Raw genomic sequence first — 12,095 nt, forward strand, 5'->3', positions numbered from 1 at the left:
GCATGGCGCGGCGGGACTGGCTCCCGCCGCGCAGGATGCTAGAAGGGGCGCATGAGCCCTGCGCCCCTCTTTCCGCCCCTCGACGACGCCGACTGGCCGGACCGGCTGGACCACCTGCGCGACAGCTTCGCCACGCGGCTCGACGTCTACCGCACCATGGCCCACCGGCCCGACCTGCTTGCCGCCTGGGCGCCGCTGCGCGATCACGTGGTGGTCAAGACGGCGCTCGGCGCGGAGCTGTCGGAGATCGCCATCCTGCGCATCGGCCACCGGGCGGGATCGCGCTACGAATGGGCGCACCACGTGGTGCGTGCCCGCGCGCTCGACATGCCGGACGCGCGCATCGCGTCGGTCGCGGGGCCGCTCGACGGCATGGCGACGGACGACGCGGTGATCGCCGGCGCGGTCGACCGCCTCTTCGATCACCAGGGCCTGCGCCCCGAGGACGCGGAGGCCGTCCGAGCGCTCGTGGGCACGGACGGCCTCTTCGACCTGATCGCGACGTTCGGTTTCTACATGACGCTCGCCGCGCTGCTGAAGACGGCCGGCACCCCGGTCGACGCGGACGTCGCCGCGGCGCTCGAGGCGCGGCCGTTCAATCCATCCGTACCGTGATGTTCAGGTCGCCCAGCACGGGTTCCGGGAAGATCACGTGCACGAGGTTGCGCTGTCCGCCCATGGCGGCGGCGGTATAGGGCATGAACCACTCGCTGACATTCGCCTCGTTGCGCAGCCGCGAGCGGTAGGCGATGGCATCCACGTCGCGCGCGTAGGCGTCGAAAGGCAGGTTGTGGTCGGTGTCGATGACCCAGGTGTCCGAATGGCTGGCCTGGGTATGCGCGACCACCAGCGGGTTCGCGGTCGCGTACGTGATGTTGTGATAGGTGTTGTTGGTGAAGGTGACCCGCCGCATCCGCGAGAAGTCGAGCGGGGCGAAGGACGTGTCGACCCGCTCGACCCGGCTGATGGCGACGCCCGAGGCGCGGAACGTGTTGCCCGAGACGTTGAACCCGTTCACCCGGTGGTCCCGGCCATACGGCTTGACCACGATGAACGAGAAGGTCGGCGCGACGTCCGAGCAGAGAAACACGTTGTCGCAGATCGACAGCCCGGCGAAGCCGAATCCGCCGGTATTGTCGGGCAGCGCCTCGCGCTCGTTCGTCCATTCGACGAAGCAGTTGTCGATGTAGTTGCCCGTGATCGTGGTGTTGCAGGCCCGGATCGGGATCACGATGCCGGCGGTGCGGATGCCGTTCGGGTTGCCGTCGCCCTGGAAGAAGTGGTTGCCGCTGATCAGCCCCTGGGCCCCCGACATGACGAGGAAGTGGCGGAACTGCGAGGCGCGGTTGTCGCGGATCTTGACGTCGTTGGCGTTGGTGTTGATCGCGACCGACTGACGGTTCTGAGCCGTCAGGTCGCCCTCGTAGCTGACGAAGTTGCAGCGTTCGATCATCAGGCCCTGGCAGCCGGTGCCGTGGCTGGTGATCGCGCGCCGGTGGGGCCGGTTGAAAGTGCAGTCGCGAATCTTGTTCACGACGCCCTGCGGCGGCAGCAGGATGCCGTTCGCGACCTCGCCCATCTGGAACTCGATGCTGTCCAGCACGAACACGTCGAGCCGTTCGAACCCCGAGAAATCCAGCATGTACTTGAAGCGGGTGAAGGTGAAGCTCTGCGTGCCCTCGGCGTCCGACAGCGATTCCGACAGCGCGACCTCCTGCGCCGCGACGTTCTTGGAGGTGACGTAGATCTCGCGCCCGACGCCCGCGCCGGTCACCAGCGCGCCGACAGGCACGTTCGCCACGTTGGTGACACCGGTCAGGCGCTTGCTGTTCGTCGCCGCGTAGGTGGCCTGGCTCGTGACCACGGTCGGCGCCCACGCGCTGCCGCCGCTGGTGCTGAACTGCCCGTTGCGGATCACCCGCCGCTGGGCAAAGCTCGTGCGGTTCGGCACCACCGCCTGCATGTCGATCGGGCCGGACAGGTCGATCCGCCGCCCGCGCATGTCGAGGCTTTCGTGGTTCGCGTTGTTCAGGAGCGCCTGGAACGCCTTCTGGAACCCCGTGCGCTCGTCCCCGAAGGCGTCGATGTAGGTCGGAAGGTCGAAGGATTTGGTGAGCGCGAGGATCGCGTCCGCCGGCATGGTCACGCGACCCTCGAACACCACGCGGTGGTCGAGCGTGACCGAGCTGGCGAGCCGGTAGGTGCCCGCCGAGACGAGGATGGTGCGCCCGTCCGCGTCGGCATCGGCGGCCTCGAACGCCGCGCTGTCGTCGGTGGTCCCGTCGCCCGCCGCGCCGTAGTCGCGCACGTCGACCACGTTCAGCATCGTGCGCAGGAAGACCGAGGTCACGTCCTCGATCTCGATGTCATCGATGCGCACGATGCCGCCCGTGGGGCCAGTCAGGTCGAGACCGAAGTGACCGTGCACCGGCGCCGTGCCCCAGGCCATGTCGACCCCCGGGCGCGTGCCGGTGCCGACGATCGCGCTGACCTCGACCACGCGGCCATAGGCGGTCAGGGCGACCGCCGGCCCGGTCTCGACCAGCCCGGTGACGTGGGCGCCGCCCGCGCGCACTGCGTGTCCGGCGATGCGCACGCTCGGCAGCGCGCCCGACACCGCCTTCACCCGCGCGGTCACGCGCAGATAGCAGCCGGGCAGGATAGGCGTCTGCCCCATGTAGCGCAGGCGCTGCGTCGCCTCGGTCTTGGCCATCTCGAGGCAGCCGCCGAAATCCTGGTCGGCCGGGACGAAGGCGGCGGTGGCGACGCCCTGGTAGGTCGCCGATCCCGGGGTTCCGTCCGTTCGCGACCAGACCCCGAGCCCGGCCGCGAACGCCGTGGGCTGGAACACCACGCCGTCGGTAATCGCCTTGTTCATCGCACTCCCTTTCCTCGCGCGGACAGGGAGAAGGGAGTAGGTCGCGAAGGTTGAGGCCGTCCTGCGCCACCGTCACGGTGGCGTTGCGCCCCCGGCCCCGGTCAGGCCGACAGGTCGGGCTGCGCGACGACGCGGACGCCACCGATGCGCCACGCCCCGCCCATGTCGCGCATGTCGTAGTCGAGCACGTGCACCGCGCCCGCCGCGTCGCGGACGATCACCCGCTGCCAGAGGATGCCGCCTTCCTCGAAGAGGTCGCCGAAGGTCACCTCGGCCGGCCGCCAGACCATCGGGTAGCCGCGTTCGACCATGAGGCCGAAGTTCTCGGGCGTCCGGAACATGTTCTGGATCATCGGCGCGGCAAAGCCGAACGCCGTCGCCACGTCGTCGTTGCGGAACGCCTCCATCTGTCCCGAGATGACCGCCTCGATATCGCCGCCGCGCGAGTCCTGCGCCGTGGCGAGGGTCGCGACGGCCAGTGCCGCCGCAAGGACCAGGGTCCGGATCATGTGCGCCTCCTCCAGCCGCGCGTCTCTCCTCCGGAGCCACGTAGCGCCGGGACACGCGGTTTCACGACTGCTTGGCATCGTGCCGGGCCCGCTTGCCGCCCGGGGCGCGCACGCCTAACGTCGGCGCCGACACACGACCCTGCCATCACGAGGTCCATCCATGGCCGACAGCATCGAACATCCGCTCAGTCCGCAGGACTGCCTCGTGGCGCTGATGATCGCGGTTTCCGCCTCCGACGAGAACATCCGCACCGCGGAGCTGCTCAAGATCCAGTCGGCGGTGTCGATCCTGCCGATCTTCCGCGACTACGACGGCGACCGCATCCAGAAGATGTCGCGCCTGATCTTCGACCTCTTCGATCAGGAGGACGGGCTCGACGCGCTCTTCGGTCTCCTGCGCGAGAACCTGCCCGAGCGGCTGAACGAGACCGCCTATGCGCTGGCCTGCGACGTGGCCGCCGCCGACGGCTCGCTCGCCGAGACCGAGCTGCGGCTGCTCGAGGAGATCCGCTACGAGCTCGACATCGACCGCCTGCACGCGGCGGCGATCGAGCGCGGGGCCCGCGCCCGCCACCTGCGCGCCTGACGCGGGCCGGGCGCCGCGCCATGCCGGACGGTGATGGGCGGGCGCACGGGTTCTGATTTGACGCCCGCCGGTGCCGGTGTAGACCGGCGGGCGTCTCCCAGGAGGTCCACGTCATGGACAGACCCGCCCCCCTCGTAACGCCCGTACTCGTCGCGGGCTGCATCATCATCCTCGTGTCGTTCGCGGTCCGCGCGAGCTTCGGCGTCTTCCAGATCCCCATCGCCGAGGAATTCGGCTGGCTCCGGTCCGAGTTCTCGCTCGCCATCGCGATCCAGAACCTCGCCTGGGGCATCGGGCAGCCGATCTTCGGGGCGGTCGCAGAACGGCTGGGCGACCGGCTCGCGATCGTCATGGGCGCGCTCGCCTACGCCGCGGGGCTCGTGCTGTCGAGCTTCGCCACAACGCCCGAGGCGCACCAGATGCTCGAGGTGCTCGTGGGCTTCGGCATCGCGGGGACCGGGTTCGGCGTCATCCTCGCCGTGGTGGGCCGCGCCAGTTCCGACGACAACCGCTCCATGTCCCTCGCCATCGCCACCGCCGCAGGCAGCGCGGGCCAGGTGTTCGGCGCGCCGCTGTCGGAATGGATGCTGGGCTTCCTGTCCTGGCAGCAGGTCTTCCTCGTCTTCGCGGCGGCCATCCTCGCGGTCCTGATGGTCCTGCCGATGATGCGCGCGCCCGAACCCGCGAGCCGCGCCGAGCTTCAGGACAGCATGGGCACGATCCTGTCGCGCGCGGTGCGCGATCCGTCCTTCGCGCTGATCTTCATCGGCTTCTTCTCGTGCGGCTATCAGCTCGGGTTCATCACGGCGCATTTCCCGGCACTGGTGACCGAGATGTGCGGCCCGATCCTGCAGGGCGGCGTCCTGCATTCCGTGGGCATCACCACGACCTCGGCGCTGGGCGCGGTGGCGATCTCGCTCATCGGGCTCGCCAACATCGCCGGCACGCTGACCGCCGGCTGGGCCGGACGGCGCTGGACCAAGAAGTACCTTCTGGCCGGCATCTACGTGGGCCGCACGATCGCGGCGGGCCTCTTCATCCTGCTGCCGATCACGCCCGGATCGGTGCTGGTCTTCAGCCTCGTGATGGGGTCGCTCTGGCTTGCCACGGTGCCGCTGACCTCGGGGCTCATCGCGCACATCTACGGGCTGCGCTACATGGGCACGCTCTACGGCATCGTGTTCTTCTCGCACCAGCTCGGCAGCTTCATCGGCGTCTGGCTCGGCGGGCGGCTCTACGACCTCAACGGCGACTACACGCTGGTCTGGTGGGTCGGTGTCGCGGTGGGAGCGCTCTCGGCCATCGTGCACCTGCCGGTGCGCGAGGCGCGCGTGCCCGTGGCCGCGTCGGCCTCCGCCTGATCCCCTAGCCGGCGGGCGCGTCGAGCTTGACGCGCAGCTCGCGCAGGACCGGCAGCGCCGCGCGCACCTTCTCGGCGCCGAGCGCTTCGGCCGTCTCGGCGATCACCGGCGCGATGGCGGCGAGGGCGGTGTCGCGGGCGTCGCGGCCCGCCGGGCTGATCGCCACGAGCTTGCGCCGCGCGTCGTCCCAGTCCGGGCGGATGTGCACGTAGCCCGCCATCTCGAGCCGCGCGAGCGTGTTGGTCATGGCCCCGCGCGTCACGTGGAAGCTGCGGGCGAGCTGCGCCGGCGTGCGTTCGTCTCCGGACCGCGCGAGCTGGTTCAGGACCGAGAAATGCGAGATCTCCATCCCCTTGGGGAGGACGCGTGTCAGGCGGCCGCGCAGCAATTGGTCCGCGGCGAGGATCTCGCTCACGAGGGCGATGGCGAGCGCGCTCGAATCCTCCATCAGGGCCCCGTGAACGCGCGGTCGTGGGTCAGCGACGGCACCTTGCGGCGCGCCTCGGCGACTGCGTCGCGATCAATCTCCACGTAGGTCACGCCGGGCGCGGTGCCCGCATCCGCCACGACCTCGCCCCAGGGCGACACGGCGAGGCTGTGTCCGTGCGTCTGCCGCGCGCGGCCCTCGCGCGCCGCGTGCGTCCCGGTCTGCGCCGGCGCCAGGACCCAGGCGCCGCACTCGATGGCGCGCGCGGTCAGCAGCGGCTGCCAGTGCCGCGGACCCGTGCCCGGCGAGAATGCCGAAGGCACCGTCAGGATCTCGGCTCCCGCCTGCGCGAGCGCGCGGTAGAGGTAGGGAAAGCGCAGGTCGTAGCAGACCGTCAGCCCGACCCGCCCGAACGGCGTGTCGGCCACCACCGCGCGGTCGCCCGGCGCATAGCCCGCGCTTTCGCGGTAGGTCTCGGTCTCGCTCACCTGCACGTCGAACATGTGCATCTTGTCGTAGCGCGCCGCAATGCCCCCATCGGGTCCGATCAGGAACGACCGGTTGGCGAAGCGCTCTTCCGGCGGGTCGGACTTGAGCGCCAGCGATCCGGCAAGGAGCCAGAGCCCGTGCCGCGCGGCGGCCTCGCGCAGCGCCGCGAGCGTCCCGTCCTCCGTCTCGGTGCGCAGGACCGCCTGTTGCCGGGCACGGCTCGCCGACACGCAGTTCGTGACCTCGGGCGTCAGCACGAAGTGCGCGCCGTCCGCGGCCGCCTCGGCGATGGCGGCGCAGGCGGCCGCGGCGTTCGCGTCGGGATCGTCCGAGGCGGTGAGCTGGATCAGCGCCGCGCGGGTCACGCCGCGATCAGCGGGTCGAGCTTGCCCGCGCGGTCGAGCGCGTAGAGTTCGTCGCAGCCGCCCACGTGGGTCTCGCCCACGAAGATCTGCGGGACGGTGCGCTTGCCGTTGGCGCGCTGGATCATCTCGGGCTTGCGGTCGGGGTTCTGCCAGACGTCGATCTCGGTGAAGCTGACGCCCTTCTGGGTCAGCAGGCGTTTCGCGGCGTGGCAGAAGCCGCACATCGGCGAAGTGTAGATTTCCACGTTCTGCATGTCTCGGGCTCCTTTCGGCGTTTCCCGCAATCTAGGTATCCCGGGCGACACGCGCCAGCGCTGCGACGCATACCGGGCCTGCGCCCGCGGCGATCAGGGCATCGGTGGCGGCGGACAGCGTGGCGCCCGTCGTCATCACGTCGTCGACGAGAAGGATGGGCCGTCCCGCGATCGCCGCGCGCCGCCGCGGCCGCACCGCGATGGCATCGCCCAGCACCGCGAACCGCTCCTCGCGCGTCCGGCCGTCGAGGCTCGGCGTCCTGACCCGGCGCACCAGCGCGTCGGGACACGCGTCGTGTCCCGTCACGCGCGCCAGCGCCTGCGCCAGCAGCGCCGACTGGTTCGACAGTCGCCGCAGGAGCCGCGTCAGGTGCAGCGGCACCGGGACGATCAGCGTGTCGGGGACGAGAAGCGGCGCGGCGGCGCGCGCCATCCAGCGCGCGGCGGGCAGGGCGATGTCGTGACGGTCGCCGTGTTTCAGCGCAAGGACCAGCGCGCGGCCGGTGCCGCGGTAGAGCAGGGCGGCGCGTCCACGCGCCCAGGGCCGGGCGATGCGCATGCACTCGTCGCACGATTCGGCCCCGGCGGTCGGATCGCCGGGCAGGGGCACGCCGCACAGGTCGCAGACCAGCCCCGAGATGAAGGCGGTTCCGCCCCAGCACGCGCCGCAGAGCGCCGCGTCGCTTTCGACGAGCCCGCCGCAGGACAGGCAGCGCGGCGGGTAGACGGCCCGGATCGCGGTTTGCAACCGTTCGCGCAGCATCCTATCTCCCCTCCATGACCGCGACGCCCACCCTGACCGACCGCACGGCGCTGGACCGCCACCGCACCCGCGCCCGGCGCGCGCCCGAGCTGTTCCTGCACGAGGCGGCGGCGGACGATCTCGAGGATCGTCTCTCGGTGGTTAACAGGACGTTCACCCGCCCCGCCGTGGTCACGCCCTATCCCGAACTGTGGGAGGGCAGGCTGCCCGGCGCCTGCGTGGTCGCGGACGATGCGGTGCTCGCCCTCGAGCCCGGGGCGCACGATCTCGTCCTGCATGCGCTGGCGCTCCACTGGGCGGACGACCCGGTGGGCCAGCTCATCCAGTGCCGCCGCGCCCTGCAGCCGGACGGGCTGTTCCTTGGGGTGGCCTTCGGCGGCCGAACCCTCACCGAACTGCGCGCGGCACTCGGACAGGCCGAGGTCGAGGTCACCGGCGGGCTCAGTCCGCGCGTGGCGCCGATGGCCGACATCCGCGATCTGGGCGCGCTCCTGCAGCGGGCGGGGCTGGCCCTGCCGGTCGCGGACGGCTTCGCCCTGACCGCCACCTACGAAAGCGCGCTGCACCTCATGCGCGACCTGCGCGCCATGGGCGAGACCAACGCGCTCGCCGCGCGGCTGCGCCACCCGACGCGGCGGTCCGTCCTGATGCGCGCGGTCGCGCTTTACGCCGAGGCGTTCGCGGGCGAGGATGGGCGCGTTCCCGCGACCTTCGACTTCGTGGCCCTGACGGGCTGGGCGCCCGACGAAAGCCAGCCGCGCCCGCTGCGCCCGGGCTCGGCCGCGCACCGGCTGGCCGATGTGCTGGGCACCGAGGAAAAACCGCTTCGGGATTGAACGATTCCGAGATTGAACCGAAGGCCGCGGTCGTTACGTATCAGGCCTGACTAGAAAGGATCAGGACGACGTGATGCTGGATGCCTCAAAGGCCGCAACCCGGCCCGCCCACGCCCCCGCCGACCACCCCAAGGTCGCCGCCGAGAAGGTCGGCATCCTGCTGGCCAATCTCGGCACGCCGGACAATTACGACTACTGGTCGATGCGGCGCTATCTCAACGAGTTCCTGTCGGACCGCCGCGTCATCGACTACAGCCCTTGGCTGTGGCAGCCGCTCCTGCAGCTCGTGATCCTGTCCAAGCGCCCGTTCTCGAGCGGCGAGGCCTACAAGTCGATCTGGAACGAGGACAAGGGCGAAAGCCCCCTCATGACGATCACCAAGGCGCAGACCGCGCGGATCGCCAAGGCCATGCAGGACCGCTACGGCGACCAGGTCGAAGTCGATTTCTGCATGCGCTACGGCAACCCGTCGACGAAGTCGAAGGTGCGCAAGCTCGTCGAGGCGGGATGCCGGCGGATCCTGTTCTTCCCGCTCTACCCGCATTACGCGGGCGCGACCTCGGCCACCGCCAACGACGCCTTCTTCCGCGCGCTGATGGACGAGAAGTGGCAGCCGACCGCGCGCACGGTCGATCCCTACTTCTCGCATCCGCTCTACATCGAGGCGCTGGCGCAGTCGATCGAGCGCGCCTATGCCGGGCTCGAGACGCGGCCCGACATCCTCGTCTGCTCCTATCACGGCGTGCCCAAGCGCTACCTGATGGAGGGTGACCCCTACCATTGCCAGTGCCAGAAGACGACGCGGCTCCTGAAGGAGCGGCTCGGCTGGGCGGATACCGAGATCACGACGACCTTCCAGTCGCGCTTCGGACCCGAGGAATGGCTCAAGCCCTACACGGTCGAGGAGGTCGCCCGCCTCGCCGAGGAGGATGGCAAGAAGCGGATCGCGGTCTGCGCCCCCGCCTTTTCGGCCGACTGTATCGAGACGCTCGAAGAGATCAACGAGGAGATCAAGGAGAGCTTCGAGGAGGCCGGCGGCGAGGAATTCACCTACATTCCCTGCCTCAACGACGACGACGCGCATATCGCGGCGCTGTCTGCCGTGATCGAGGATAACCTCGAGGGCTGGCTCGACTGAACGTGCGGTCCTGCCACGGCACGGCGGCGGATTTTCCGCGATAAGGCCGCAATCCCGCCCTCGCCTGTGCGGATTGTTGCGGCTTTCTGGCTGAACGTGCGGAGCAACCGCGCGCTGCGGGGGTGGGGTCTTCATGACTGGCTTCCCACACTCCCGCGGTGCGACGGTGATCCCGTCCCTCCTCAGAGGCGTTCGCCGCGATGACGCAACAGACCCGGACCCCCTTCGACGGCGCGCTCAGGCGCATCGGCCTTCTGCTGGCGCGGTTCCTGACCCGGGCGGACGGGCGCGGCAGCACCTACGCGCCCGCCGATTTCGCCAAGCTGTCGGCGACGCTGCGCAAGGGTGACGTGCTGCTGGTCGACGGCCAGTCGCTTGTGGGCAGTTCGGTCAAGTACCTCACCCAGTCCACCTGGTCGCACGTGGCGCTCTACGTGGGCGATGCGCTCGGTCCGGCGCCGGACGGAGGCGAGCCGCACCGGCTGGTCGAGGTCAATCTCGGCGAGGGCTGCGTGTCCTCGCCGTTGTCGAAATATGCGAGCTTTCACACCCGCATCTGCCGGCCCCGCGGGCTCAGTCCCGAGGACCGCGCCCGTGTGGTGGCGTTCATGATCGAGCGCATCGGCCTGAAATACGACCTGCGCAACATCTTCGACCTGATGCGTTTCTTCCTGCCGCGCCCGCCGGTGCCCCAGCGCTGGCGGCGGCGCATGCTGGCGCTCGGCTCCGGGGATCCCACGCGGGCGATCTGTTCTTCGCTCGTGGCGCAGGCTTTCCAGCACGTGGGCTACCCGATCCTGCCCACCGTGCGCGAGGTCAAGCTGCGCACCCGGTCGAGCGAGACGCGGCGCGAAATCCTGCACATCCGGCACCATTCGCTCTACGCGCCGCGGGATTTCGACATCTCGCCCTATTTCGAGATCGTGAAGCCGCATCTCGCCCAGGGCTTCGATCCCGCCGCACTGATCTGGGCGCACGAGGTCCCGGACGAGGTCGGCGGCGCCGAGGCCTACCAGTTCGCGGCGGAGTGATCGGAAACGGCTCTCAGACCAGTTCGCGCGGCACCACGAAATCGACGGTGCGCGCCTCGCCCCAGGCAAGGTCGGGCCAGAGCGTGCCGGGCAGGTCCGCCACCAGCGTCGCGCCGGTCGGATAGTCGCGGAAGCGCGGATGGACGGGCGGATCCTCGACGATGCGCCCGGCGAATTCGGCAAATCCCGGATTGTGCCCGATGACCAGCACCGCCTCGCCGTCGGCATGGTGCAGCGCCCGCAGGATCGTGTGCGGGTCCGCGTGATAGAGCCGGTCCTCGAACCGCACGGGCGCGTCGATGTCGAGCCGCGCCAGCGTCTCGCGCGTGCGCGTCGAGGAGGAACACAGCACCTGGTCCGGCAGGTAGTCGTGCGCGCGCATCCAGTCTCCGAGCGCCTCGGCGCTCTTGCGGCCCCGCGGGTTCAGCGGCCGGGCGTGATCGTCCTCGCCGAGCGACCAGTCCGACTTGGCGTGACGCATGAGGAAAAGCCGGGGCACGCGCGGACCGCCTCAGTCCGACGCGCTGCGGCTGGGAAGATCGGGCGACCGTATCAGCGACCCCGCGCCATGCTCGGTGAAAAGCTCGAGCAGGCAGGCATTGGGCACACGGCCGTCGAGGATCACGACCCCGCGCACGCCCTGCTCGATCGCCTTCAGCGCCGTCTCGGTCTTGGGGATCATGCCGCCCGCGATCACGCCCTCGGCGGTCAGCTTGCGCACGTCGTCGGGCGAGAGCTGCGTGACGACCTCGCCCGAGGCGTCCTTCACCCCGGCGACGTCGGTCAGGAGCAGGAGCCGGTCGGCCGCCAGCGCGCCGGCGATGGCGCCCGCGGCGGTGTCGCCGTTCACGTTGAAAGTCTCGAGCGGGTCCATGCCGGTGGCGACGGGGGCCACGACCGGGATGATCCCCGCCGAGAAGAGGTCGCGCAGCACCTGCACGTTCATCTCGATGGGCCGCCCGACGAAGCCCAGTTCGGGATCGTCGGCCTCGCACACCATGAGGTCGTCATCCTTGCCCGAAAGCCCGACCGCGCGGCCGCCTTCGTCCATGATCGCCTGCACGATGCGCTTGTTCACGAGGCCGGTCAGGACCATCTCGACGACCTCGACCGTCTTCTGGTCGGTGACACGCTTGCCGCGCACGAACCGCGACTCGATCCCGAGCCGCCCGAGCAGGTCGTTGATCATCGGCCCGCCGCCATGCACGACGATCGGGTTCATGCCGACCTGCCGCATCAGCACGATGTCGCGGGCAAATCGGGCCATTTCCGTCGCATCGCCCATGGCGTTGCCGCCGAACTTCACGACGACGACCGCGCCGGAATAGCGCTGCATGTAGGGAAGCGCCTCGGAAAGCGTGCGTGCGGTGGCGTGCCAGTCTCGGTTCATGTCCTGCGGTTTCATCTCTCGCCGGTCCGGAATGCGGGCCCGCCGGTTATCGGGCGAGACGCGGCCGG

The 12,095-nt window shown here is 70.0% G+C and carries 14 protein-coding genes; 6 read left to right on the forward strand and 8 right to left on the reverse strand.

The window, feature by feature from the left end:
• Positions 1-51 precede the first annotated feature (51 nt).
• A complete protein-coding gene (locus RISW2_RS02945; RefSeq protein ID WP_043766353.1) occupies positions 52-615 on the forward strand; it encodes a carboxymuconolactone decarboxylase family protein in 564 nt (187 codons plus the stop codon).
• Here RISW2_RS02945 and RISW2_RS02950 read toward each other — a convergent pair.
• Together RISW2_RS02950 and RISW2_RS02955 are read right to left on the reverse strand one after the other, a co-directional pair.
• Complete coding sequence (locus RISW2_RS02950; RefSeq protein WP_043766355.1) at positions 596-2,878, reverse strand: glycosyl hydrolase family 28-related protein; 2,283 nt, start codon at positions 2,876-2,878, stop codon at positions 596-598. The genes RISW2_RS02945 and RISW2_RS02950 overlap by 20 nt on opposite strands.
• Positions 2,879-2,979: 101 nt before the next feature.
• Entirely contained in the window at positions 2,980-3,387 is a 408-nt protein-coding gene (locus RISW2_RS02955; protein WP_043766357.1) for a DUF4864 domain-containing protein, read from the reverse strand.
• A gap of 160 nt (positions 3,388-3,547) precedes the next feature.
• Here RISW2_RS02955 and RISW2_RS02960 point away from each other — a divergent pair, with 160 nt between their 5' ends.
• The gene (locus RISW2_RS02960) at positions 3,548-3,973 is read left to right on the forward strand and encodes a tellurite resistance TerB family protein (protein ID WP_043766360.1); all 426 of its coding nucleotides are present in this window, start codon (positions 3,548-3,550) and stop codon (positions 3,971-3,973) included.
• A 113-nt stretch (positions 3,974-4,086) separates the two neighbouring features.
• A complete protein-coding gene (locus tag RISW2_RS02965; RefSeq protein WP_043766363.1) occupies positions 4,087-5,334 on the forward strand; it encodes an MFS transporter in 1,248 nt (415 codons plus the stop codon).
• 4 nt (positions 5,335-5,338) lie between these two features.
• On the opposite strand, the gene RISW2_RS02970 is transcribed toward RISW2_RS02965, so the two are convergent.
• The 4 genes from RISW2_RS02970 to RISW2_RS02985 are packed head-to-tail and all read right to left on the reverse strand — an operon-like array spanning position 5,339 to position 7,632.
• Entirely contained in the window at positions 5,339-5,782 is a 444-nt protein-coding gene (locus RISW2_RS02970) for a MarR family winged helix-turn-helix transcriptional regulator (RefSeq protein ID WP_043766365.1), read from the reverse strand.
• On the reverse strand, positions 5,782-6,615 hold the full coding sequence (locus tag RISW2_RS02975) for a carbon-nitrogen hydrolase family protein (RefSeq protein WP_043766368.1): 834 nt from the start codon (positions 6,613-6,615) through the stop codon (positions 5,782-5,784). The genes RISW2_RS02970 and RISW2_RS02975 overlap by 1 nt, the downstream gene beginning before the upstream one ends.
• A complete protein-coding gene (gene grxC / locus RISW2_RS02980) occupies positions 6,612-6,869 on the reverse strand; it encodes a glutaredoxin 3 (RefSeq protein ID WP_043766371.1) in 258 nt (85 codons plus the stop codon). Before grxC ends, RISW2_RS02975 begins: the two co-directional genes overlap by 4 nt.
• Positions 6,870-6,900: 31 nt before the next feature.
• Positions 6,901-7,632: a double zinc ribbon domain-containing protein gene (locus tag RISW2_RS02985; protein WP_043766374.1), complete on the reverse strand. Its 732-nt coding sequence runs from the start codon at positions 7,630-7,632 to the stop codon at positions 6,901-6,903.
• A gap of 14 nt (positions 7,633-7,646) precedes the next feature.
• Between RISW2_RS02985 and RISW2_RS02990 the strand changes: the two genes are divergently transcribed.
• The 3 genes from RISW2_RS02990 (at position 7,647) to RISW2_RS03000 (ending at position 10,637) form a co-directional block, all read left to right on the forward strand.
• Entirely contained in the window at positions 7,647-8,468 is an 822-nt protein-coding gene (locus RISW2_RS02990) for a methyltransferase domain-containing protein (protein WP_043766378.1), read from the forward strand.
• Positions 8,469-8,541: 73 nt separating this feature from the next.
• Positions 8,542-9,606 (forward strand): ferrochelatase, encoded by a 1,065-nt coding sequence (hemH, locus tag RISW2_RS02995; RefSeq protein WP_043766381.1) that lies wholly within the window; start codon positions 8,542-8,544, stop codon positions 9,604-9,606.
• A 200-nt stretch (positions 9,607-9,806) separates the two neighbouring features.
• Entirely contained in the window at positions 9,807-10,637 is an 831-nt protein-coding gene (locus tag RISW2_RS03000) for a C40 family peptidase (protein WP_043766384.1), read from the forward strand.
• A gap of 13 nt (positions 10,638-10,650) precedes the next feature.
• Here RISW2_RS03000 and RISW2_RS03005 read toward each other — a convergent pair whose 3' ends face one another.
• Positions 10,651-11,136, reverse strand: a complete 486-nt coding sequence (locus RISW2_RS03005; protein ID WP_156943769.1) for a SixA phosphatase family protein — start codon at positions 11,134-11,136, stop codon at positions 10,651-10,653.
• Between the two features lie 12 nt (positions 11,137-11,148).
• Positions 11,149-12,042: an acetylglutamate kinase gene (gene argB, locus RISW2_RS03010; protein WP_043766391.1), complete on the reverse strand. Its 894-nt coding sequence runs from the start codon at positions 12,040-12,042 to the stop codon at positions 11,149-11,151.
• Positions 12,043-12,095: the final 53 nt, after the last annotated feature.

The sequence above is a fragment of the Roseivivax isoporae LMG 25204 genome, from assembly GCF_000521865.1.
Lineage (GTDB): Bacteria > Pseudomonadota > Alphaproteobacteria > Rhodobacterales > Rhodobacteraceae > Roseivivax > Roseivivax isoporae.

Bases quoted from the DNA above. Each gene is read 5' to 3' on its own strand.
- RISW2_RS02945 (WP_043766353.1), top strand. From the start codon at position 52: ATGAGCCCTGCGCCCCTCTTTCCGCCCCTCGACGACGCCGACTGGCCG.
- RISW2_RS02950 (WP_043766355.1), bottom strand. From the start codon at position 2,878: ATGAACAAGGCGATTACCGACGGCGTGGTGTTCCAGCCCACGGCGTTC.
- RISW2_RS02955 (WP_043766357.1), bottom strand. From the start codon at position 3,387: ATGATCCGGACCCTGGTCCTTGCGGCGGCACTGGCCGTCGCGACCCTC.
- RISW2_RS02960 (WP_043766360.1), top strand. From the start codon at position 3,548: ATGGCCGACAGCATCGAACATCCGCTCAGTCCGCAGGACTGCCTCGTG.
- RISW2_RS02965 (WP_043766363.1), top strand. From the start codon at position 4,087: ATGGACAGACCCGCCCCCCTCGTAACGCCCGTACTCGTCGCGGGCTGC.
- RISW2_RS02970 (WP_043766365.1), bottom strand. From the start codon at position 5,782: ATGGAGGATTCGAGCGCGCTCGCCATCGCCCTCGTGAGCGAGATCCTC.
- grxC (WP_043766371.1), bottom strand. From the start codon at position 6,869: ATGCAGAACGTGGAAATCTACACTTCGCCGATGTGCGGCTTCTGCCAC.
- RISW2_RS02985 (WP_043766374.1), bottom strand. From the start codon at position 7,632: ATGCTGCGCGAACGGTTGCAAACCGCGATCCGGGCCGTCTACCCGCCG.
- RISW2_RS02990 (WP_043766378.1), top strand. From the start codon at position 7,647: ATGACCGCGACGCCCACCCTGACCGACCGCACGGCGCTGGACCGCCAC.
- hemH (WP_043766381.1), top strand. From the start codon at position 8,542: ATGCTGGATGCCTCAAAGGCCGCAACCCGGCCCGCCCACGCCCCCGCC.
- RISW2_RS03000 (WP_043766384.1), top strand. From the start codon at position 9,807: ATGACGCAACAGACCCGGACCCCCTTCGACGGCGCGCTCAGGCGCATC.
- argB (WP_043766391.1), bottom strand. From the start codon at position 12,042: ATGAAACCGCAGGACATGAACCGAGACTGGCACGCCACCGCACGCACG.